25 protein-coding genes are annotated in these 21,005 nt (G+C 55.9%); all 25 read left to right on the top strand.

The window, feature by feature from the left end:
- The first annotated feature begins 4 nt into the window (after positions 1-4).
- Complete coding sequence (locus OS242_RS00870) at positions 5-598, top strand: MotE family protein (RefSeq protein WP_267149763.1); 594 nt, start codon at positions 5-7, stop codon at positions 596-598.
- Between the two features lie 26 nt (positions 599-624).
- Entirely contained in the window at positions 625-1,932 is a 1,308-nt protein-coding gene (locus tag OS242_RS00875) for a flagellar hook-length control protein FliK (protein WP_267149764.1), read from the top strand.
- A 26-nt stretch (positions 1,933-1,958) separates the two neighbouring features.
- Entirely contained in the window at positions 1,959-2,405 is a 447-nt protein-coding gene (locus tag OS242_RS00880; RefSeq protein ID WP_267149765.1) for a flagellar hook capping FlgD N-terminal domain-containing protein, read from the top strand.
- A 26-nt stretch (positions 2,406-2,431) separates the two neighbouring features.
- Positions 2,432-2,827 (top strand): TIGR02530 family flagellar biosynthesis protein, encoded by a 396-nt coding sequence (locus OS242_RS00885; protein WP_267149766.1) that lies wholly within the window; start codon positions 2,432-2,434, stop codon positions 2,825-2,827.
- An 87-nt stretch (positions 2,828-2,914) separates the two neighbouring features.
- Positions 2,915-3,724 carry a flagellar basal body rod protein FlgG gene (flgG, locus tag OS242_RS00890; protein ID WP_267149767.1) on the top strand — a complete coding sequence of 270 codons (810 nt, stop codon included), beginning with the start codon at positions 2,915-2,917 and terminating at the stop codon, positions 3,722-3,724.
- A 19-nt stretch (positions 3,725-3,743) separates the two neighbouring features.
- Complete coding sequence (locus OS242_RS00895) at positions 3,744-3,974, top strand: flagellar FlbD family protein (protein WP_267149768.1); 231 nt, start codon at positions 3,744-3,746, stop codon at positions 3,972-3,974.
- Complete coding sequence (locus tag OS242_RS00900; protein WP_267149769.1) at positions 3,961-4,398, top strand: flagellar basal body-associated FliL family protein; 438 nt, start codon at positions 3,961-3,963, stop codon at positions 4,396-4,398. Before OS242_RS00895 ends, OS242_RS00900 begins: the two co-directional genes overlap by 14 nt.
- 30 nt (positions 4,399-4,428) lie before the next feature.
- On the top strand, positions 4,429-5,427 hold the full coding sequence (fliM, locus tag OS242_RS00905; RefSeq protein WP_267149770.1) for a flagellar motor switch protein FliM: 999 nt from the start codon (positions 4,429-4,431) through the stop codon (positions 5,425-5,427).
- A complete protein-coding gene (gene fliY / locus OS242_RS00910; protein ID WP_267149771.1) occupies positions 5,420-6,751 on the top strand; it encodes a flagellar motor switch phosphatase FliY in 1,332 nt (443 codons plus the stop codon). Before fliM ends, fliY begins: the two co-directional genes overlap by 8 nt.
- Positions 6,752-6,769: 18 nt before the next feature.
- Positions 6,770-7,132 (top strand): response regulator, encoded by a 363-nt coding sequence (locus OS242_RS00915; RefSeq protein WP_267149772.1) that lies wholly within the window; start codon positions 6,770-6,772, stop codon positions 7,130-7,132.
- 42 nt (positions 7,133-7,174) lie between these two features.
- Entirely contained in the window at positions 7,175-7,822 is a 648-nt protein-coding gene (locus tag OS242_RS00920) for a flagellar biosynthetic protein FliO (protein WP_267149773.1), read from the top strand.
- Entirely contained in the window at positions 7,819-8,580 is a 762-nt protein-coding gene (gene fliP / locus OS242_RS00925; protein WP_267149774.1) for a flagellar type III secretion system pore protein FliP, read from the top strand. The genes OS242_RS00920 and fliP overlap by 4 nt, the downstream gene beginning before the upstream one ends.
- 18 nt (positions 8,581-8,598) lie before the next feature.
- Complete coding sequence (gene fliQ, locus OS242_RS00930) at positions 8,599-8,868, top strand: flagellar biosynthesis protein FliQ (RefSeq protein ID WP_267149775.1); 270 nt, start codon at positions 8,599-8,601, stop codon at positions 8,866-8,868.
- A gap of 13 nt (positions 8,869-8,881) precedes the next feature.
- Positions 8,882-9,673: a flagellar biosynthetic protein FliR gene (gene fliR, locus OS242_RS00935; RefSeq protein WP_267149776.1), complete on the top strand. Its 792-nt coding sequence runs from the start codon at positions 8,882-8,884 to the stop codon at positions 9,671-9,673.
- Positions 9,670-10,758: a flagellar biosynthesis protein FlhB gene (gene flhB / locus OS242_RS00940; RefSeq protein ID WP_267149777.1), complete on the top strand. Its 1,089-nt coding sequence runs from the start codon at positions 9,670-9,672 to the stop codon at positions 10,756-10,758. The genes fliR and flhB overlap by 4 nt, the downstream gene beginning before the upstream one ends.
- Before the next feature lie 16 nt (positions 10,759-10,774).
- A complete protein-coding gene (gene flhA, locus OS242_RS00945) occupies positions 10,775-12,808 on the top strand; it encodes a flagellar biosynthesis protein FlhA (RefSeq protein WP_267149778.1) in 2,034 nt (677 codons plus the stop codon).
- Positions 12,808-14,088: a flagellar biosynthesis protein FlhF gene (gene flhF / locus OS242_RS00950; protein ID WP_267149779.1), complete on the top strand. Its 1,281-nt coding sequence runs from the start codon at positions 12,808-12,810 to the stop codon at positions 14,086-14,088. Before flhA ends, flhF begins: the two co-directional genes overlap by 1 nt.
- Positions 14,081-14,965, top strand: coding sequence for a MinD/ParA family protein (locus OS242_RS00955; protein ID WP_267149780.1), 885 nt, complete (start codon positions 14,081-14,083; stop codon positions 14,963-14,965). The genes flhF and OS242_RS00955 overlap by 8 nt, the downstream gene beginning before the upstream one ends.
- A 28-nt stretch (positions 14,966-14,993) precedes the next feature.
- Positions 14,994-16,055 (top strand): protein-glutamate methylesterase/protein-glutamine glutaminase, encoded by a 1,062-nt coding sequence (locus tag OS242_RS00960; protein WP_267149781.1) that lies wholly within the window; start codon positions 14,994-14,996, stop codon positions 16,053-16,055.
- A 14-nt stretch (positions 16,056-16,069) separates the two neighbouring features.
- Positions 16,070-18,145 carry a chemotaxis protein CheA gene (locus tag OS242_RS00965; RefSeq protein ID WP_267149782.1) on the top strand — a complete coding sequence of 692 codons (2,076 nt, stop codon included), beginning with the start codon at positions 16,070-16,072 and terminating at the stop codon, positions 18,143-18,145.
- A 16-nt stretch (positions 18,146-18,161) separates the two neighbouring features.
- The gene (locus OS242_RS00970) at positions 18,162-18,638 is read left to right on the top strand and encodes a chemotaxis protein CheW (RefSeq protein ID WP_267149783.1); all 477 of its coding nucleotides are present in this window, start codon (positions 18,162-18,164) and stop codon (positions 18,636-18,638) included.
- Positions 18,639-18,643: 5 nt separating this feature from the next.
- Positions 18,644-19,270 (top strand): chemotaxis protein CheC, encoded by a 627-nt coding sequence (locus OS242_RS00975; RefSeq protein WP_267149784.1) that lies wholly within the window; start codon positions 18,644-18,646, stop codon positions 19,268-19,270.
- Positions 19,267-19,749, top strand: a complete 483-nt coding sequence (locus tag OS242_RS00980; protein ID WP_267149785.1) for a chemotaxis protein CheD — start codon at positions 19,267-19,269, stop codon at positions 19,747-19,749. The genes OS242_RS00975 and OS242_RS00980 overlap by 4 nt, the downstream gene beginning before the upstream one ends.
- A complete protein-coding gene (locus OS242_RS00985; RefSeq protein WP_267149786.1) occupies positions 19,749-20,162 on the top strand; it encodes a hypothetical protein in 414 nt (137 codons plus the stop codon). Before OS242_RS00980 ends, OS242_RS00985 begins: the two co-directional genes overlap by 1 nt.
- A gap of 37 nt (positions 20,163-20,199) precedes the next feature.
- The gene (locus tag OS242_RS00990; RefSeq protein ID WP_267149787.1) at positions 20,200-20,988 is read left to right on the top strand and encodes a FliA/WhiG family RNA polymerase sigma factor; all 789 of its coding nucleotides are present in this window, start codon (positions 20,200-20,202) and stop codon (positions 20,986-20,988) included.
- The last annotated feature ends 17 nt before the right edge of the window (positions 20,989-21,005 follow it).

The following is a 21,005-nucleotide window of genomic DNA, read 5'->3' on the forward strand; positions in this document are numbered from 1 at the left end:
GATCATGGAAGCGGAAACTCACCGCTACGGAAAGTTGGAATGGCTGTTTTACATCGTGGTTCTGCCGCTGCTGTTCACCGCGCTGTTGTCCGGTATCATCCTCCAATTCTTAGGGGTGGATGTGACGGGGAAGATTGCGTCGGGTGCCAAGCAGATCCCGGGCGTTTCTTATCTGTTCCCTTCTGAGGAACAGGCGATGCCTGTGACGGCCGAGGCAGAAGAGCAACAGAAACAAGAGTTGAACGATCAAATGCAAGCGTTGGAATCTGAAAACAAACAGTTGGAGGAAGATCTGACGAAGAAAAATGCGGAGATCGACCGCTTGAAGAAGCAGGTCGATTCGCTGAAGAAAGCCAAAGAGGGCGATCCAGGAGCAGGCGCATCCGCTACTTCGGTGGAACCGAAAACGGTGGACCCGCTGACCGAACAGGCCAACGTGTACGCAGAAATGTCCTCTTCGAAGGCGGCAGCGATCATGGTCGAGCTGTCCGCTTCGGAAGCAAAGCGCATCTTGGACAAGATGAACAGCGAACAAAAAGCTTCGATTCTGGAAAAGATGGAGCCCGCCATTGCCGCTCAGATTTTGGCAGCGAAATAACGTTGTTGAGAGGAGGTGAAACAGATATGGACATGATGACGCTGAGTAATGCACTTGTCGGCACAACGAACGCCGCTCTGCCCACTGCAAAAGGGGGCGCCGGATCGATGACGGTCGACGGCAACGGCAATCCGTTTTCCGCACTCCTGCAAGCGCTCGGTTTGTCACTGGGTACCCAGGGAGACGCAGGACAAAAGAGTCCTTCGGGACTTCTGGAAATGCTGACGGCACTCTCCGGAAGCCTCTCGCCGCTGACAGTCAACCAAACGGGTCAACAAGGATCGGCGACGCCGACTTCTGACGGACTGATTGAAGTGATGATCGGTGAGCAAAAACTCACCCTCGATCTGAAAGATCTTCCGTTCAGCCATGAGGACATGGCTTTGTTGTTACAGCAATTCGGACTGGCTCCGGCCCTTGTGACCGTACTTTTGGAAAATCCAAAAGGGAAACTTTCGCTCACGCTACAGGACAACCCGGAACTTGGTCTGGAACTGAAAAGCGCCTTGACCCAGATGGTGCAGTCGATGGCCGATCAACCGTCGATCCTCCTCGCAGCAAACGAGAAAGTGGCAGCCTTGATGAAGGAGATCTTCGCTCAACTGAAAGTCGCGCAGCCGCAGACCAACGCGGCAGCAGGTGAACCGACGGCAGAGGTCGCGCCGCAATCGTCAGCCGCATTCGGAAAGCTCCAAGCGACGCTCTCCACGCACACGGTTCGCGCAGTTGTCACGATGGCTGAAAGCGGGTCGTCCGATCAACTGTCGAATGGACAGTCCGCCGCACAGTCTGCTGCGGCTGGCATCGGGGCACAACCGCATTTGGTCACTCGCACGATCGTTGGCGAACCTGCCGTCGTGACGATGCAAGGAGACCAGTTGGCAGCAGAATTGCCCGATATGATTATCAAGCGCGCTTCGCTTCTTGAAGCGCCGGGACGTCACGAGTTCCGCATCATTCTTGAACCGGCAGGCCTCGGTGAGATCGAAGTGATCGTGCAAAAGATCGGTGATCGCATCTCGTTGCAGATCGCTGCCGAAAACACGGCTTCCAGAGCACTGATCGACGCCGGCCTCCAGAGCTTGCGCGCGCAGTTCCAAGCGCAAGGGATCCAATATGACCGCATCGACGTCACCGCCCAGAGCGGGAACGGTCAAAACGATGCGAACTCCGGCCTCCCGCAAGAGCGCGGCGGCCAGCAACAAGGTCAATCCGGTCATTCGTCGGGACGCCCCGGCGGGGACTCAGCAGCCTTTAGCCTCGATGGCTTGGAAGCTGCAGACACAGCTCTGGAAGAAGCGACACCGGCTGACGGGCTCGATGTGACAGCTTAAGACGGCTACCCTAGGAGGGCAATGGAATGGCGGACAATGTTTCACTCAATCCCAATCTCTACTCACGCAACGTAACTTCCTCTGGCAAACGCGAGTTGGACAAAGATGCGTTCATGAAAATTCTTGTCACCCAACTCCAGCACCAAGACCCTTCGCAGCCGATGAACGACCGCGAGTTCATCTCGCAGATGGCGCAGTTTTCTTCGCTGGAGCAGATGAACAAAGTGGCGGCGTCGAATGAACAATTGTTCCGGCTTGGCGCAATGCAACTTGGCGCACAGATGCTCGGCACCACCGTCACGTGGCGTGACGACAAAGGCGCGGAGAAGTCGGGTGCTGTCAGTGGCATCAAAACGCAAAACGGCTCTGTCATGGTGCAAGTGGGCGATCAATTGATCGACCTGTCCGCTGTTGAACAGATCAAGCCGCAACAGCCGCAAGCCGCGCAGTCAGAAGAGCCTTCTGCTGTGTAAGATCATTTCTTCCAGGGGGTGAAGACGTGAGCCAGGATCATTTTTTGCGTCCTGTATCGCTTCCGGTCTCGCCTCCGAACGGCCTCGCTCTGAAGAAGGGCGGTTTGTCTGGAACTCCCCCTGTCTCTTTTCAGGACGAACTGAACAAAGCTTTGCAATCGCAGGCTCAGGTCGTCACTTTCTCCGCCCATGCGATGGAGAGATTGCGCAGCCGCAACATTCGCTTGACGCAAGACGATCTTGTGCGTCTTGGCAACGCCGTGGATAAAGCGGCGGCCAAAGGGGGACGCGAGTCTCTGGTGGTTTACAAGGACACCGCTTATGTCATCAGCATTAAAAACCGGACGGTGATCACAGCGGTCGACACAGCTCACATGAAAGATCATGTGTTCACGCAGATCGACAGCGCCGTCTTTGCCTGAATCAATCAAAGAGCCGGACCATTCAATGGAAGCTCTGAGCCGCCGAATGACAGACGCGGCTCCACAATTTGAGGAGGTAGCAGACACATGTTGCGTTCGCTTTATTCGGGTATTTCCGGGATGAAAGGGTTCCAAACCAAGCTCGATGTCATCGGTAACAACATTTCCAACGTCAACACCGCCGGCTTCAAATCCGGTCGCGTGATGTTCAAAGACGTGATGAGCCAAACGCTCCAAGGCGCAGGCGCGGGCAATGACAACTACGGCGGCGTCAACGCCAAGCAAATCGGCCTTGGCTCCACGATCTCGGCGATCGACACCGTCATGACCGACGGTTCGACCCAGACCACCGGCCGTCCGCTCGACTTTGCCATCCAAGGAAACGGCTTCTTCACCGTCGAAAACGGCGGCGGCGAGCGTTACTACACCCGTCAAGGCAATTTCTACTTTGACGCAAACGGCTTCCTTGTGAACAGCGATGGCTGGTTTGTCCTCGGCGCTGACGAAGGTCAGATCCAGATCGACGACATGAGTGCGGTTCAGTCGTTCTCCTTTGACACCAAAGGCATTCTGACGGTCGTCACCGCAGATGGCGAAGAACAACTCGGGCCGATCGGTCTGACCAAGTTTGCCAACCCGTCCGGTCTGGAGAAGGTCGGAGGCAGCCTGTTCAAGACATCTCCGAACGCCAACCCTGGAGACCCGGAGATCGGGGAGCCGGGCGATCCGGACCTTGGCATCGGCATGCTGATGGTCGGGGCGGTGGAGATGTCCAACGTCGACCTGACGAACGAATTTGCCGAGATGATCGTCGCACAGCGCGGTTTCCAAGCGAACTCCCGCACGATCACCACCTCGGATGAAATTCTCCAAGAGGTTGTCAACCTGAAGCGCTAATCTATCGTGAGGTGATGGCATGATTCGGGTCACCAAGTTTAACCGATCCGTATTCTACTTGAACGCCACGCTGATCGAGACGGTGGAATCGACTCCCGACACCGTGGTCACTTTGACTACGGGTCGGAAGTTCATCGTCTTGGATTCGATCGAGGATGTTCTCAAACAGGTGGAATTGTACTATCGAAGCATAGGGCTGGTTGGAGTACAAATCCAGCAGAAGGCGGAGGGTTCTGATGTTTCGGAATAAATTATTCAACATCGCACTGATACTCATTGTGGCAATCGCCCTGTTGGGCATTGTCGGGGTCGTCGCGTACAAGACGATGCTCGCCCCGACGGCAGAAGGGGAAGTGGAACTCCCGTCGCCGAAAGAAATGCTGGAAAGCCAGATGGATCTTGGCAAGATGACCACCAATCTGGCAGGAAACGGATTGATTCAAGCGAATTTCTCCGTACAGGGCGACAGCAAAGACGCGAAGAAGGAACTGGAAGAGCGCAAACTTCAAGTCAAAGACATCATCAACGCCGTCCTGCACAACACCACCACGGCCGACGTCTCCAAAGCAGACGGCCTCGCCAAACTCAAGGTGCGCCTGGTGGACGAATTGAACAAAGTGATGACCGAGGGCAAAGTCACAAACGTGTACATCTCCGACATCGTGGTTCAATAGGACACTTCTTGGATAAGGAGGTGATGACTGATGGCAGAAGTCTTGTCGCAAAATGAGATCGATGCCCTGTTAAACGCGCTCTCGTCTGGCGAATTAAACGCTGAAGAGATCCGCAAAGAGGACACCGACCGCAAAGTACGCAATTACGATTTCAAACGCGCGATGCGCTTCTCGAAAGATCACATCCGCAGTATCACGCGGATCTACGAGAACTTTGCGCGTCTGCTCACCACTTATTTTTCCGCACAACTACGGACGTTTGTGCAGATCAACGTCGTCTCGGTCGATCAGCTTCCTTATGAGGAGTTTATCCGCTCGATCTCGAAGATGACGATCCTCAACGTCTTTTATGTCAAACCGCTTGACGGCAAGTTCGTCATGGAAATCAACCCGAACATCGCCTATGCGATGCTCGATCGATTGCTTGGCGGCTCGGGTGTCGGAGCTGACGAACTGAGAGATCTGACCGAGATCGAAATGACGATCATGGAGCGCGTGTTTGGACGGGCGCTCGACAACTTCCAAGAAGCGTGGAAGGCGGTCGCGGAACTCGAGACGGAGATGGAAAATCTCGAAGTCAATCCGCAGTTCCTTCAGCTCGTCTCACCGAACGAAACGGTGGCCGTCGTCTCGCTGTCGACCAAGATCGGCGAGACCACCGGAATGATCAACATTTGTATGCCGCATGTCGTCTTGGAGCCGATCGTGCCCAAGCTCTCCGCCCACTATTGGATGGGGAACATGAAGAGCAACAAAGACCACAGTGAAGACTGGGAAGCCATCCGTCAGAGCCTCGGCAAGACCAGCGTTCCGCTCGTCGCTGAGCTTGGCACTTCCACCATTTCAGTCGGCGAATTTTTGAGCTTGGCTGTAGGGGACGTTTTCACTTTGGACCAGGACGTAAACGCGAAAATCCGCTTGCAAGTCGGCTCGCGCACGAAATATCTCGGGCAGCCGGGCACGACGCGCGGACGGGTCGCGGTCCAGATTTCTACCGTACTGAATGAAGGAGTGGGCGAAGATGAATAGAGATGTTTTGTCGCAACAGGAAATCGATGCCCTCCTCAGGCAGGGAAACAGCGACGATGAGATGGAGGACAATGCAGACGGGCTGAAACTTTCGGACTACTTGACCGACTTTGAAGTGGATGCTCTCGGCGAGATCGGCAACATCTCCTTCGGTACGGCGGCCACCGCACTGTCCACTTTGCTGCGACAAAAGGTGGACATCACCACGCCGCAAGTTCACGTCGTTGCCCGCTCTGCACTGAGTGCCGACTTCCCGCTGCCGCACGTGGCCATCAAGGTCGAATACACCGATGGATTTATCGGTGCCAACGTGTTGGCGATTCAAGTGGAAGACGCGCAGATCATCGCAGACCTGATGATGGGAGGAGACGGTACGAGCGCTCCGACCGAGTTGAACGAACTGCATCTCTCGGCCGTCGCAGAAGCGATGAACCAGATGATGGGATCCGCTTCCACGTCGATGTCGACGATCTTCAACATGATGGTCAACATTACGCCGCCTTATGTCGACGTGATGGACTTCGACAACAAGCAGACGATGTCGCTGTTCCCGGAAGACGAAGTCTTGATCAAGATCTCCTTCCGCCTGATCATCGGCACGCTGATCGATTCGCACATCATGCAGTTGGTACCGGTTTCGTTCGCCAAGAGCATGATCGACAAACTGACGGGCGGCATGGGCGATTCGACCCCGCCTCCTGCTCCGGCGGTCGAAGAGCCGGTCTACAGCGCGCCTGCGCCGACCCCGGTCGCTCCGGCACCGATGGCAGCTGCACCGACGGCACCGCCTGTACAGGCACCGCCAGTCGAGATGCCGCCGGCCTATCCGCCGCAGCAACCGGTGTACGCGGAACAGCCGCCGGCCGGGTACCCGCCGCAATATCCTCCGCAGTATCCGCCTTATGGCTATCCGTATCCGCCGCAATACCCGCCGCAAGCCCCGCAAGGCTACGGTCACCTTGAAGCCGCAGCGGCGATGGCGCCTTCGCGTCCGGCCGCACCGCCGGTCAACGTGCAACCGGCCTCCTTCACCTCGTTCGACGGTGCAGACACCGCGAGCGGGCAAGGCAACCTCGACCTGCTGCTCGACATTCCGCTTTCGATCACCGTTGAGTTGGGTCGTTCGAAGATGTTGATCCGAGACATTTTGGAACTGGTGCCCGGTTCGATCGTCCAACTGGACAAGCTGGCTGGGGATCCGGTCGATATCATGGTCAACAATAAGCTGGTTGCCAAAGGAGAAGTCGTGGTCATTGACGAAAACTTTGGTGTACGCGTGACTGACATCATCAGCCCGTCGGAACGCGTTCGAAAATTACAGTAACCTTAGGGGGAAACAAACATGTCTCAGAAAATCCTCATCGTTGATGATGCTGCATTCATGCGGATGATGATCAAAGAAATTTTGCACAAGAACGGCTATACCGTTGTCGGCGAAGCGCAAGACGGCGCACAAGCGGTTGAAAAGTACAAAGAACTCCGCCCGGACCTCGTGACGATGGACATCACGATGCCGGAGATGGACGGCATTCATGCACTGAAAGAGATCCGCTCTTTCGACCCGAACGCAAAGATCATCATGTGCTCCGCGATGGGCCAACAAGCGATGGTCATCGACGCGATCCAAGCTGGCGCAAAAGACTTCATCGTCAAGCCGTTCCAAGCGGACCGCGTTATCGAAGCGATCAAAAAGACGCTCGGCTAAACGAAAATCACGAGCTGTCAACATCTTAGAAAGGGTGGGGTCATGCGACCGTTTCGCACTTCTCGACGTATCCTCTGGTCTCTCACGGCGGCAGTTCTCTGGCTGTCCTCCCCATCCCGCGTGTTGGCGGTTGACGGCAGCGTGGAAGACGCGATCAATAAAGGGAACCCCGGCACAGCACCAGCTGCGCCGGGTGTGACCACCGGAGATACTTCGCTGTTGATGTCGATGATCCAACTGGTGTTTTCTCTCGGGATCATCATCGCGATCATCTATCTTCTGATCCGATTCCTTTCCTCGCGTTCCAAAAACGCGTTCCGCGGCCATACCATGCAAAACCTTGGGGCGCAGTCACTGACAAACAACCGCTCTGTGCACATGCTCGCCATCGGCGACAAAGTGTATGTGCTCGGTGTCGGCGACAACGTCACACTGCTCGACACGATCACCGATCCGGACTTGGTCAATCAGGTGAAAGACGATGCCGAGCCAACTTCGTCGCTCAACGGCAACGGCTGGCAGGGTCTGCAAGACTTGATTCAACGCCTGCGCAAGAAATCGAATCCGCAGGTGGAAGAGATCGGAATGCGGGACATCGGTTTCGATCAGGCACTGCGGGAGAAGCTGAACAACCTCAAGGAACAGCGGACCCAAAGCGCACAGGATTGGCAGGAAGGAAGGGACCTATGATCAACAAGCACAGAGTCTTGATTCTTCTGTTCACACTGTTGCTCGCTGTGCTGTGGAACGTGCCGGTTGCAAATGCACAGGTCGTCATTCCCGGCATCGACGTGGGGGTTCGGACTTCAGACAATCCGGAAGATGTATCCAGTTCGCTTCAGATCATCATGATCTTGACGGTGCTCTCACTGGCACCGTCGATCCTGATCCTGATGACGAGTTTTACCCGCATCGTCATCGTGTTGTCGTTTGTGCGCAACGCCTTGTCGTTGCAACAGATGCCGCCGACACAAGTCCTGATCGGGCTTGCGTTGTTCTTGACGATGTTCGTGATGTATCCGACGTTCACGCAGATTAACGATCAAGCGTTGCAACCGTACCTGAACGGTCAGCTCTCACAAACGCAAGCGCTGGAGCAGGCGGCTGTCCCGCTCAAACAATTCATGGCCAAGCAGACTCGTGAACAGGATTTGCGCCTGTTCCTCGATTTCCGCAAACAGCCGATGCCGAGCACGGTGGAGGAGATCCCGATCACCACGCTGGTGCCGGCTTATACCATCAGTGAATTAAAGACTGCGTTTCAAATCGGTTTCATGATCTTTATACCTTTTTTGATCCTCGATATGGTAGTCTCCAGCGTCTTGATGTCGATGGGGATGATGATGCTGCCGCCCGTGATGATCTCACTGCCGTTTAAGATCTTGCTGTTCGTCATGGTCGATGGTTGGTATCTCGTAATCAAGTCGCTCTTGAGCGGGTACCAGTGATAGAAAGGTGGATGTGCCTTGAGCTCTGATTTCGTAATCACTTTGGGACAGAACGCGATCTGGACGTTGCTCATGTTGTGCGCACCGCTGCTTGGTATCGGTCTCCTGGTCGGTTTGATCGTCTCGATCTTTCAGGCCACCACACAGATTCAGGAACAATCGCTCCAATTTATCCCGAAACTCGTCGCAATTTTCGTCGCAATGATCGTATTTGGACCGTGGATGCTCTCTTTACTTCTCGACTATACCCGAGGGATTCTCGGCAACCTCAGCACGTTCATCGGCTAGAAGGGCGGATCGCATGTTGACTCTGGTTGTGAACTATGCGGAGGTGTTTACCCTCGTACTCATACGCATGTCCGGTTTCTTTTTGATGACGCCGTTTTTGGGCGGACGCAATGTGCCGGCGATGGTGAAGATCGGTCTGATCTTCACGTTGACCATCCTGGTCACGCCGGTTGTTGCGACGTCAGAATTGGTGGCACAATATCAAGGAATCGCATTTGCGAATCTGTTTTTGATCGTAATCAAAGAACTGATGGTCGGTTTGACACTCGGTCTGATCGCCGCATTTGTCTTTGCAGCCGTGCAGGTGGGCGGTATGTTTATCGATATGCAGATGGGCCTTGCGATGGCGAACGTGTTCGACCCAGCCACCGGAGTAAGCACTCCGATCACAGGTCAGATCAAATACGCGTTCACGATGCTGTTGTTCCTCGGACTTGACGGTCATCATGGACTGTTGACGGCGATTTTGCAAAGTTACACCTTTATCCCGGCAGGCGGGTTCCAGATCACAGGTGAATTGATTCAGGTCGTGCTGCAGACGTTTGGCATGATGTTTGTGCTCGGGATCAAGATCGCGATGCCGGTTGTTGCGGCGTTGTTCCTCACGGATGTCGGCTTGGCGATCTTGTCTCGCGCCGTGCCGCAGATGAACGTGTTTGTCGTCGGCATGCCGCTTAAGATCGGGGTGGGTCTGATCATGATCGTGCTTGCGATGCCGGCCTTCATCTACGTCCTTCGCGGGCTGTTCCATACGATGTTTCAACAGATGGATACGCTCTTGAGGGTGATGGGGGGATCGCTGTGATACGCCTTGATCTCCAATTGTTTGCCGAGGGCGGCGGCGGTGAAAAAACAGAAAAAGCCACGCCAAAACGGCGGGATGACGCACGCAAAAAGGGGCAGGTCGCCCGCAGCCAAGAGCTGGGGCAAGCGATCGTGTTGCTGGTGGGACTCTTGTCACTCAAGCTGTTGTCCGGCTTGTACATGACAGAGCTATCCAACTTGTTCCGCCGCGAACTGTCTTTGGAACTCATGTATGAGTTGAACGAGCAGTCTGTCGTCCCGCTCTTTTTGCATCTAAGTATCGTGCTTGCCAAACTGATTTTCCCGCTCATGCTCGTCGTGCTCGTCATCGGCGGGCTGGTGGCTTACCTGCAGGTAGGCGCCCTGTTTACGCTCAAACCGATCACACCTGACTTCAAAAAAATCAACCCGATCCAAGGGTTCAAGCAAATGTTTTCGATGCGCTCGTTCGTCGAACTGATCAAGTCGCTGCTCAAAATGTTGATCGTCGGCTTTATCGTCTATAAAGAGCTGGAAAGTGACTGGAAACGAGTCACGCAACTGGCAACGATGGAAGTGTCAGACACTTTTCGTTTGGTCGCTCACCTCTCCTTTGAGATCTTCTGGAAGGTAGGGGTCGCGTTGCTTGTCCTCGCGATCTTCGACCTGTTCTACCAGCGCTTCGACTATGAGAAGCAGATGAAGATGTCCAAACAGGAGATCAAAGAGGAGTTCAAACAGACGGAGGGGAGCCCGGAAGTGCGGGCGAAGATGAAGGAGCGGGGGCGTCAGATGGCGATGCGCCGCATGATGGCCGACGTGCCGCAGGCGGACGTTGTCATCACCAACCCGACTCACTTTGCCATCGCCATCCGCTACGATGCGGAAAAGATGGACACCCCGTATGTTCTCGCAAAAGGCGTGGATGAATTGGCACAACGCATCAAGCAAGTGGCCCGCGACGCGAACGTCGTGCTCGTCGAAAACAGGCCGCTCGCTCAGACCCTGTATAAAACGGTCGAGATCGGCGACGCGATACCGGGTGAACTGTTCCAAGCGGTTGCCGAAGTGCTGGCGTACGTATACCGACTGAAAGGGAAAGCGTAGGTAGGGAGGGAACGCATTGAAGCTGAAAGACTTAGGCGTGATCGGGGCTGTCATCGGAATTGTCATCATGATGGTCATTCCTTTGCCTACCGGTTTGCTCGATTTTCTGATCGTGATCAACTTAAGCATCGCGCTGACGATTTTGCTGGTTGCGATGAATACGAAAGAGCCGCTCCAATTTGCGATCTTTCCGTCACTGTTGTTGCTCACGACCTTGTTCCGCCTTTCGCTGAACGTTTCGTCGACCCGCGCCATCCTCTCGACAGGGGAGGCCGGGAACGTCATTCATACGTTCGGCACGTTCGTTATCGGCGGAAACGCAGTGGTCGGGATCATCGTGTTCCTGATTCTCGTCATCATTCAATTTATCGTCATCACCAAAGGTTCGGAGCGCGTGGCGGAAGTCGCGGCCCGCTTTACCTTGGATGCGATGCCGGGCAAACAGATCGCGATTGACGCCGACCTGAACGCCGGTTTGATCAACGAAAAAGAAGCGCGCGCTCGCCGTCAAAAGATCGAGGGTGAGGCGGACTTCTACGGCGCGATGGACGGTGCGTCCAAGTTTGTCAAAGGTGACGCCATCGCCGGGATCATCATCGTCATTATCAACATCGTCGCCGGTTTCATCATCGGTGTCGCGATGCGCGGCGAGTCGGCATCGGAAGCGATGACGACCTACACCATCCTCTCGGTCGGTGACGGTCTGGTCTCGCAGATTCCGGCTTTGCTGATCTCGACGGCGACCGGTCTTGTCGTCACTCGCGCCGCGTCTGACGGCAACCTGAGCGATGACCTGATGAAACAGCTCTTCGCCTATCCGAAGATGCTCTACATCGTTGCAGGCGTGATGGCAATGCTCGGCCTGTTTACTCCGATCGGCGTCATTTCGACATGGCCGGTCGCAGGTCTCATCGCCTTTGGCGGCTTCCGCATGCAACGCAACATGAAATTGGAGACGATCCGCGAGTTTGAAGAAGCGGAAGAGAACAAGCAAGAAGAAGTGCGCAGCCCGGAGAGCGTGATCTCGTTGATCCACGTCGATCCGATTGAGTTTGAGTTCGGTTACGCGCTGATCCCGCTCGCCGATGTCAATCAGGGCGGTGACCTGCTCGACCGAGTCATCATGATCCGCCGCCAGTTTGCGATGGAGATGGGCTTGATCGTTCCGGTCATTCGCATCCGCGATAACATCCAACTGCGGCCGAATGAGTACGTGATCAAGATCAAAGGCAACGAAGTGGCGAGAGGCGAATTGCTGCTCGACCACTACCTGGCGATGAGTCCGGGCTACGACGACGAGTCGATTGTCGGGATCCCGACCAAAGAGCCCGCGTTTGGACTGCCGGCGCTGTGGGTCGCGGACAACATGCGCGAACAGGCGGAGTTTGCCGGATATACGGTCGTCGATCCGCCGTCTGTCGTGGCCACGCACCTGACCGAAGTGCTGCGCCGCCACGCTAGCGAACTGCTCGGCCGCCAAGAGACCAAGCAACTCATCGACTCTTTGCGCGAAAACTATCCGGCGCTGGTCGACGAACTGGTTCCGAATCAGATGGCGGTCGGCGAGATCCAGAAGGTGCTCGTCAATCTGTTGCGCGAGAAGATCTCGATCCGCGACCTCGTCACCATCATGGAGACGCTGGCCGATACGGTACTGTACACGAAAGATCCGGATATTCTCACCGAGTATGTTCGTCAGTCGCTCGCCCGTCAGATCACCAACCAGTACAAAGGGCCCGGCGGTCCGGTGCAAGTGATCACGTTGAGCCCAAACGTGGAGAAACTGATCGTGGAAAACATTCAGTCCTCCGACCAAGGCACGTATCTCGCGCTCGATCCACGCGTGTCGCAACAGATCTATCAGCGGCTCGCCGAGCAGGTGCAGCAGTTGACCGTGATGGGACATTCGCCGATCCTGCTGACCTCGCCGAACATCCGCATGCATATGCGCAAATTGATCGAGCGCGTGTTGCCCGATGTGGCCGTTCTGTCGTTCAATGAACTGGATGCAAGTGTGGATGTACAAAGCGGAGGGGTGGTGAACCTGTAATGCTCGTCAAACGCTATCTGGTCAAAGAGATGCCCGAGGCGGTCGCATTGATTCGCGAGGACCTCGGCAAAGACGCTGTCATCTTGTCGACAAAGAAAGTGCAGAGCCGCGGATTCTTCGGACTGTTCGCCAAATCGCAGATTGAAGTGGTCGCTGCCGCCAATGACGTCGAGACCGCTCCACCCGCTCGCAAGACCACGGCGACGGCTGTACAGGAGCGCCCGGCTCCGGCCGCTCTGCCTGCCGGGCAGGTGGCGCGGCCGGCGGCACTCGGCGCTTACCAACAGGCGGCCAACCCGTCGTCGGCCACCGCAGTCGCCGAACCTGAACGGCCAATTCCAGCTCCTGTTTCGGTGCCGGTTGCTGTTCAGATGAAACCGATGAGTGCCGAATTGGCCGACCGGGATGAAGTCCTTAAAGAGGTGCAGGAACTCCGCTCGTTGCTGCGGGGCATGCTCAAAACAGCATCTGTGCAGTCGATGTTGCCGGAGTCGGTGTTAAGCGTGCGTCGGCAACTGATCGAGAACGATGTCGATGAAGAGGTGGTCGACGGGCTGATCGAGCGGGGGATTAAACATTTCCATGAAGTTAACCAGATCTCTGAGCAGGAATTTCGAGGTATTCTGACAAAATTTATAAAGGAGGAATTGGATGCGGTGGCCCAGCCGTCGCAGATCTCGGCCACCACACGCGTCTGCGCGTTTGTCGGACCGACCGGCGTCGGTAAAACGACGACGATTGCCAAGCTGGCAGCCGAGCAAGTGTTGACGCGCGGCAAGCGCGTCGGGCTGATCACCGCTGACACGTATCGGATCGCCGCTGTTGAACAGCTGCGGACGTACGCCAATATCCTCAACGTGCCGCTGGAGGTCTGTTACTCGCCGGAAGACGCGCAACGCGCCTTGGAACGCTTGGCAGACCGTGACCTGATCTTGGTCGATACGGCGGGACGCAACTACGGTGACCTCTTAAACGTCAATGAATTGAACACCTACCTGCAAGTGTTGAAGCCCGATGAGACGTATTTTGTCGTCTCGCTGACCACCAAGCCGGCCGACCTGTTGAAGATCGTGAACAATTTTTCTCAAGTGGACATCCACAAGTTCCTGTTCACCAAACTGGACGAGACGAGAACGTACGGTTCAATCTACAACTTGGTCTCCCGCTACCAGATTCCGCTTTCCTATCTTGCGACAGGTCAGAACGTGCCGGATGATATCGAGGCCGTTTCCACCGAGAAGCTCGCGAAATTGATAGTGGGTGAAGAGTGCTATGAGTGATCAGGCAGAGCGTTTGCGTTCGCTGGTAGCCAAGCGGAGTCACCAACCTGCGATCAACACCCGCGTGATCACCGTCACCAGCGGGAAAGGCGGCGTCGGTAAATCCAACTTCACCCTCAATTATGCGCTTGGCTTGACGGCGCAGGGGAAAAAGGTCGTCGTGCTGGATGCGGACGTCGGTTTTGCCAACATCGACGTCCTGATGGGCATCAAGCCGAAAAAGACGCTCGCCGATCTGATCCGCAGGGAAGCTGATCTGTGGGAGATCCTCGAAACGGGTCCGAACGGCGTCCAGTTTATTGCGGGCGGTTCCGGCTTTCAGGAATTGCTCGAAGTGCGCACCGAGGAGTACGACTATCTCGTGTCGCAACTGGGACAACTGCAAGGACAGGTCGATTACGTATTGATCGACACCGGAGCCGGTCTGAACCACCAGACGTTGCGTCTGTTGCTGGCGTCCGACGAGATCCTCGTCGTCGTCACACCGGAGCCGACTGCAATCACTGATGCGTACGCCTTGATCAAGACGGTGGCGAACCGTCACCCGGAGGCAAAGTTGAAACTGGTGATCAACCGTGTAGAGAGCGCGGCGGAGGGACGCGAGACGGCCGAAAAGATCCGCTTGGTGGCGGAGCGATTTTTGGATTTGAAGCTCCCTACGCTCGGCATCCTGCCTGATGACCCGATCGTCTCGAAGGCGGTGCGGCGTCAAACGCCGTTTCTGCTCTCGCATCCGGATTCTCAAGCCAGCAGGAGCATCTTGAAACTGATTCAGGAACAGTTGCACGGGGAACGCTTGCACGACATGTCCAAAACGGACGGTCAGGGCCACGGTGTAAAGCAATTTTTACATCGCATGGTTCGGCTGTTCCGATAAACTCGGTAGTTAAGGGATGTTAGACAAGATGAACCGGATCAAAGTTCTCGTCGTAGACGATTCGGCGTTGATGCGACGCATCATCAGCGACATATTTTCGAAAGAGCCTGATATTGCCGTTGTCGGGACGGCGCGCAACGGAAAGGAAGCTCTCGAGGCGATTCCCAAGCTCAATCCCGATGTGATCACGCTCGACATTGAAATGCCAGTCTTGACCGGATTGGAAGCGTTGCCGATGATCTGGCGGAAGTACAAAATCCCCACGATCATGCTCTCCTCTCTGACGCAAGACGGAGCCGTTGCCACGATCCAAGCGCTGGAACTCGGCGCATTTGACTTCGTGGGCAAGCCGTCCGGTTCGATCTCGCTCGACCTTGCCAAGGTCGGCCACGAACTGATCGGAAAAGTTCGGGCGGCCGCCAAAAAGGAACAGGTCGTCCGGAGCACGAAATACTTCAGACCGCTGCCGCTGCCGATCCCGGAACCGCCCAAACCGGTACCGACCGGCAATCGGGTGGAGGAGATCATCGCGATCGGCACGTCCACTGGCGGTCCGCGCGCGTTGCAGGTGGTTTTGTCCCACCTGCCCGCCACCTTGAAAGCAGCTGTCGTGGTGGTGCAACACATGCCGCCTGGGTTTACGAAATCACTGGCACAGCGTCTGGATCAGATCTGTCAGGTGCGCGTTCACGAAGCGGAGCACGGACAGGTCCTGCAAGAGGGACATGTCTATATCGCGCCGGGTGACTACCATTTGAGTATCGTTGAACACCGACCCGGAGTGTTCGAGACCCGTCTCAACCAACAACCGCCGCTCGGCGGTCATCGTCCGGCTGTCGACATCCTGTTTGATTCCGTTGCCGAACTCAAACAGGTGCGGCTGCGGGCCGCAATCTTGACCGGCATGGGGGGCGATGGCTCCAACGGCATGGTCAAGATCAAACAGCGAGGCGGCTTCACCATCGCAGAGGCACAAGAGTCTTGCGTGGTGTTCGGAATGCCGCGCATGGCGATTGCCAAAGGATGTGTGGATTCGGTCGTCCCGCTGGACCGAGTGGCAAACGAATTAACCAAGGCTTGGACACGCTAGGAGGTGTTCGTGATATGGACATGAGTCAATATCTGGAAATGTTCATCGAAGAATCGAAAGAGCATCTGCAGGCGATCAATGACAGCCTGCTCGCGCTGGAACAGTCGCCCCAATCTCTCGACATCGTCAACGTGGTTTTCCGTTCCGCTCACACGCTCAAGGGCATGGCGGCGACGATGGGCTTCGAGCAGATGGCGCATCTGACACATGAGATGGAAAACGGTCTCGACTTGATGCGCGGCGGTAAACTGGCCGTCACGAGCCATGTGATGGACGTGCTGTTCGCTTGCGTCGACGTACTGGAAGCTCAACTGACGCTGATCATCGAATCGAGCACAGATGTCGGCATCGACATCGCAGGTCCGGTCGAACAGATGAAGGCGGTCGTTTCCGGCAAGCCGGTCGTGGCAGCCGCAACTCAAGTTTCGGCAGGGGAGGCACCGGTTGCTGAAGCGGCGGTCGGGGTCGACTTTAACGAATATGAATCGGCGATCCTGCAACAGTCGAACCAGAGCGGTTTCACCGCTTACAAAATCGTTGTTACGCTGACAGAATCTTGCGTCCTGCGCGCCGCTCGCGCCTACATGGTGTTTGATGCGTACGAGCGCGTTGGCGAAGTGATCAAGTCGGAACCGCGCGTCGAAGATCTCGAAGAAGAGAAATTTGACCGCGAGTTTATGATCATCCTCGTCTCGCAGCGCGAAGAAGAAGAGTTGCGTCAAACCGGCCTCAACGTTTCCGAAGTCAACTCGGTCACGATCACCAAGGTCGGAGCGGAACAGATCGCCGCTGTCGTGGAAGCGCCGCAAGAGATCGCGGCAGCATCGGCTGTCGAAACCGTTCCTGCCCCGGCTCCGAAACAGGAGGAAAAACCGGCGCTTGTGGAAGCGGCTGCCGCTGGCAAAGCCGCGATGCAGGAGACGAAAAAGGTACAGCTAGGCAAATCGGTGCGCGTTGACATCGATCGTCTCGACGTACTGATCAACTTGTTCTCCGAATTGGTCATCGACCGCACTCGCCTCGAACAGATCGCTCGCGAGTTAAACCACCAAGACCTTGTGGAAACGGTCGAGCATATGAGCCGGATCTCCACCGATCTGCAGAACCTCGTCATGACGATCCGCATGGTGCCGGTCGACACTGTGTTCAACCGCTTCCCGCGCATGGTCCGCGACTTGGCTCGCGATCTCGGGAAAAAGATCGACTTTGTCATCCGCGGTCAAGAGACCGAACTTGACCGTACCGTCATCGACGAGATCGGGGACCCGCTTGTCCATCTTTTGCGCAATTCGCTGGACCACGGCGTCGAACTGCCGGACGTCCGCAAAGCAAAGGGCAAGGAAGAGGTCGGCAAAGTTGAACTGGTCGCCTTCCATTCCGGTAACCACGTCTTTATCGAAATCACTGATGACGGGAATGGCATCGACCGCGAAAAAGTTTTGAAGAAAGCTATCTCCAACGGCATCGTCGATGAAAAGCTCGCGAGCACGCTCACCGATTCGCAAGTGTTCGATCTGCTGTTCCACTCCGGCTTCTCGACTGCTGACAAGATTTCCGATGTTTCAGGTCGCGGCGTCGGTCTCGACGTGGTCAAGACCAAGATTGAATCGCTCGGCGGACGCGTCGTCACGCACTCCACGCCGGGCAAAGGGACGAAGTTCAGCATCCAATTGCCGCTGACCCTCTCCATCATCCAAGCGATGCTCGTGCAGATTTCTGAGGAAAAATACGCGATCCCGCTCTCCTCGATCATCGAGACGGCGATCATCCGCAAAGCGGACATCAAGAAAGTCCACAAGCAAGCGGTCATCGACTTCCGCGGCCGCGTGGTGCCGCTCCTCTATCTGGAGGACGTGTTCAACATCCCGCGCGAAACGGCGACCGATCTGGAAGAAGAGAACGTCGTCATCGTACGCAAAGGCGAAAACATGGCGGCTCTGGTCGTCGACTCGTTTATCGGTCAGCAGGAAGTTGTCCTGAAATCGCTCGGCAAATACCTGACCGGTACCGTGTTTGCAATCTCCGGATCGACGATCCTGGGCGATGGACAAGTGGCGCTGATCATGGATTGCAACGCTTTGATTCAATAAGAGGAGGGGCCCCTGTATGTTGGAGCACAAGGATATCGTAGAAGAAATCAAAGTCATCGTTTTCCGTCTCGTCGATGAAGAGTACGGCGTGGAAGTCGCTCAAGTCCGGTCGATTGAGAAAATGCAGAACATCACCCGCGTACCGCGCACCCCGGAGTTTGTCAAAGGCGTCATCAACCTGCGCGGCGTCGTCACCCCGATCATCGACCTGAAGACCCGCTTTGACCTCGGCGTCGAAGAGTACACCGACTCCACCCGCATCATCATCGTGGCTGTGGACGATATGGAAGTCGGTCTGATCGTCGATGCGGCAAACGACGTCATCGACATCGCAGTCAACTCCATCGAACTCCCGCCGGCGGTCGTTGGCGGCATCAAAGCCAACTACCTGCGAGGTGTGGCCAAACTGGAGGATCGCCTCCTGATCCTGCTCAACCTGGACAAAGTGCTCTCTCAAGAAGAGATCCAAGCGATGTCCACGCTGGAGCGCTAACCGTGATGAACGACGAGATTCGGAATCTGGGAGAGTTTGGGCTCAGCGTCCTGCGCGAAGTGGGAAATATCGGAGCAGGACATGCAGCGACTGCGCTTTCGCAGTTGTTGCACTCTGAGATCCAAATGAACGTCCCGCGAGTGGCGGTCGTTTCCTTTGACGAGATCTCAGATGTGGTCGGCGGCTCGGAGCAATTGGTGATCGGCATCTTCTTGCGAGTCGAAGGCGAGATTCCAAGCTCCATCTTCTTCCTCCTGGAGACGGAGAGTGCCAAGCGTCTTGTGGCCGGGCTGGTGGGAGATTTTGCTTCCAGTGAGGCGGAGGAGTTTTCTGAGATGGAGATCTCCGCTTTGCAGGAGATCGGCAACATCTTGGCCGGTTCCTATCTGTCTTCGCTGGCCGATTTCACGAAAAAAGAACTGTCGCCGACTCCGCCGGCCATCGCTGTGGACATGGCAGGCGCGATCTTGAGCATCGGTCTGATCCAACTGGGCCCGGCGGCCGACTACGCGCTGGTCGTCGACACCGAGTTTTTGCAAGGGGAACGCGAGATCAAGGGACATTTCTTCCTGTTGCCTGATCCCGGCTCCGTTCAGATACTCTTTGAATCACTAGGGGTGGAACTCGGATGAACGTGATCAGAGTCGGCATGGCGGACCTGAACATCGCGGCAGCCCCCGATTCGCTTCGGACGACCGGGCTCGGCTCTTGCGTAGGGATTGCATTGTTCGATCCTCACGCGAAAGTGGCTGGGCTGGCTCACATCATGTTGCCAACATCTGCGAATGGGGCTGCGGAACAGAACCGCCCCAAATATGCAAATACCGCCGTTCCCATGCTGCTCGAGATGATGGCTCAGCGCGGGGCGGAAAGACGGCGGATCATCGCTAAGTTGGCAGGCGGGGCTCAGATGTTCACATTTGCAGGGCAAAGTGACCTGATGCGGATCGGGCCGCGCAATGTGGAGGCCGTCAAAGAAGCGCTGGCGCTCTTTACGATCCCGATCAAAGCGGAAGACACAGGTGGAAACTGTGGACGTACAATCGAGTTGAGCGGCCAAGACGGCTCGCTCCTCGTGCGTACGGCCAAGCAAGGAGTAATGACGCTCTGATGAATCGACAACAACAAGAGAACGACGGACTCGGTCTGCAAGTGGCGCTCGGTGTATTCGGTTTCTTTCTGGCGGGGGGCTTAAGCCTCGCTGGCGGCAACTCGATGACAACTTCGTTGCTGCGCGGCGGCATGGGGATGATCGGACTGTTTGCGCTCGGATACGGGCTCAAATTTGCCTGGAAGACGTTTGTGCACAGCAACCCTCCCACAGACTCGGCTGACGGCCAAGAGGCGGAACGTAATGAGACTGATAAAGAGGTTCGCGGGACGCACGTTGACATCGTACTCCCTGAAGAAGGGCCGGAGAACGGGGAGTTTGTTCCTTTGTCTCAATCGGTGAAACAAGAGCAATCGCTCAGCGACGTCGAGGCTCGCAAGTTGGCCGATGCGTTGCGGCACCTCAACGAGTAACTAGATAAAAGGATACGCACAGAAGGTGGTGGCACAGATGCAGGAGTTGCAACAGGCGGAGCATACAAACGACCTTTGGACACACTGGCAATCGACACAAGACAGGCAGTCGCGGGATGCTCTCGTTCTCGCTCATCTCCCGCTCGTGCAAAAAGTCGTGCGCAAGTTGTCGCGCAACTGGAACGGGGTCGTGAACGACGATGATCTGGTGGGCATGGGCACACTCGGTTTGATCGAAGCGATCGAACGGTTCGATCCAGGGCGCGGATATGAGTTCGTCACGTACGCCACCTGGCGTATTCGCGGCGCTGTCTTGGACGGACTGCGAAATTTGGATTGGGTGCCTCGCTCCCTGCGCAGCAAAGCGAAAGAAATGGAGACTGCGTACGCGGAGTTGGAACACAGACATTTGCGTTCTGCTCATGATGAAGAGGTCGCTGCTCATCTTGGGGTGTCTTTGAACGAATTTCAGCAGATGCTTTATGAGCTGTCTGTTTCGCCGCTCGTTTCGCTCGACGGTGTTTTGCCGACCGACGAGGGCGGGCAGGAAGTGCGTTTGGCAGATACGATCATCGATCCGAATGCGATCGAGCCGGATACGATGCTTGACCGCTCCAATGTGCAAGCGCTGTTGACCGGCGTGTTGAACCGGTTGCCCGACAAGGAGCGGCTGGTCGTTACTCTGCATTACTATGAAGAATTTTCGTTCAAAGAAATCGCAGAGATCCTCGAACTGTCCAGCTCGCGGATTTCGCAATTGCACACGAAGGCGATTTACAGGCTGCGCGGTGCGTTGAGCAGACGAAAACAGGAATTGAGAGCGTAGGGTTTCACTGTAGGGGG

This window comes from Tumebacillus lacus, assembly GCF_026410385.1.
GTDB classification, from domain to species: Bacteria; Bacillota; Bacilli; order Tumebacillales; family Tumebacillaceae; genus Tumebacillus; species Tumebacillus lacus.

What these genes read in the sequence shown, in the direction of transcription:
- OS242_RS00870 (WP_267149763.1), top strand. Translation starts at nt 5, where the DNA reads ATGGAAGCGGAAACTCACCGCTACGGAAAGTTGGAATGGCTGTTTTAC.
- OS242_RS00875 (WP_267149764.1), top strand. Translation starts at nt 625, where the DNA reads ATGGACATGATGACGCTGAGTAATGCACTTGTCGGCACAACGAACGCC.
- OS242_RS00880 (WP_267149765.1), top strand. Translation starts at nt 1,959, where the DNA reads ATGGCGGACAATGTTTCACTCAATCCCAATCTCTACTCACGCAACGTA.
- flgG (WP_267149767.1), top strand. Translation starts at nt 2,915, where the DNA reads ATGTTGCGTTCGCTTTATTCGGGTATTTCCGGGATGAAAGGGTTCCAA.
- OS242_RS00895 (WP_267149768.1), top strand. Translation starts at nt 3,744, where the DNA reads ATGATTCGGGTCACCAAGTTTAACCGATCCGTATTCTACTTGAACGCC.
- OS242_RS00900 (WP_267149769.1), top strand. Translation starts at nt 3,961, where the DNA reads ATGTTTCGGAATAAATTATTCAACATCGCACTGATACTCATTGTGGCA.
- fliM (WP_267149770.1), top strand. Translation starts at nt 4,429, where the DNA reads ATGGCAGAAGTCTTGTCGCAAAATGAGATCGATGCCCTGTTAAACGCG.
- fliY (WP_267149771.1), top strand. Translation starts at nt 5,420, where the DNA reads ATGAATAGAGATGTTTTGTCGCAACAGGAAATCGATGCCCTCCTCAGG.
- OS242_RS00915 (WP_267149772.1), top strand. Translation starts at nt 6,770, where the DNA reads ATGTCTCAGAAAATCCTCATCGTTGATGATGCTGCATTCATGCGGATG.
- OS242_RS00920 (WP_267149773.1), top strand. Translation starts at nt 7,175, where the DNA reads ATGCGACCGTTTCGCACTTCTCGACGTATCCTCTGGTCTCTCACGGCG.
- fliP (WP_267149774.1), top strand. Translation starts at nt 7,819, where the DNA reads ATGATCAACAAGCACAGAGTCTTGATTCTTCTGTTCACACTGTTGCTC.
- fliR (WP_267149776.1), top strand. Translation starts at nt 8,882, where the DNA reads ATGTTGACTCTGGTTGTGAACTATGCGGAGGTGTTTACCCTCGTACTC.
- flhF (WP_267149779.1), top strand. Translation starts at nt 12,808, where the DNA reads ATGCTCGTCAAACGCTATCTGGTCAAAGAGATGCCCGAGGCGGTCGCA.
- OS242_RS00955 (WP_267149780.1), top strand. Translation starts at nt 14,081, where the DNA reads ATGAGTGATCAGGCAGAGCGTTTGCGTTCGCTGGTAGCCAAGCGGAGT.
- OS242_RS00960 (WP_267149781.1), top strand. Translation starts at nt 14,994, where the DNA reads ATGAACCGGATCAAAGTTCTCGTCGTAGACGATTCGGCGTTGATGCGA.
- OS242_RS00965 (WP_267149782.1), top strand. Translation starts at nt 16,070, where the DNA reads ATGGACATGAGTCAATATCTGGAAATGTTCATCGAAGAATCGAAAGAG.
- OS242_RS00970 (WP_267149783.1), top strand. Translation starts at nt 18,162, where the DNA reads ATGTTGGAGCACAAGGATATCGTAGAAGAAATCAAAGTCATCGTTTTC.
- OS242_RS00975 (WP_267149784.1), top strand. Translation starts at nt 18,644, where the DNA reads ATGAACGACGAGATTCGGAATCTGGGAGAGTTTGGGCTCAGCGTCCTG.
- OS242_RS00980 (WP_267149785.1), top strand. Translation starts at nt 19,267, where the DNA reads ATGAACGTGATCAGAGTCGGCATGGCGGACCTGAACATCGCGGCAGCC.
- OS242_RS00985 (WP_267149786.1), top strand. Translation starts at nt 19,749, where the DNA reads ATGAATCGACAACAACAAGAGAACGACGGACTCGGTCTGCAAGTGGCG.
- OS242_RS00990 (WP_267149787.1), top strand. Translation starts at nt 20,200, where the DNA reads ATGCAGGAGTTGCAACAGGCGGAGCATACAAACGACCTTTGGACACAC.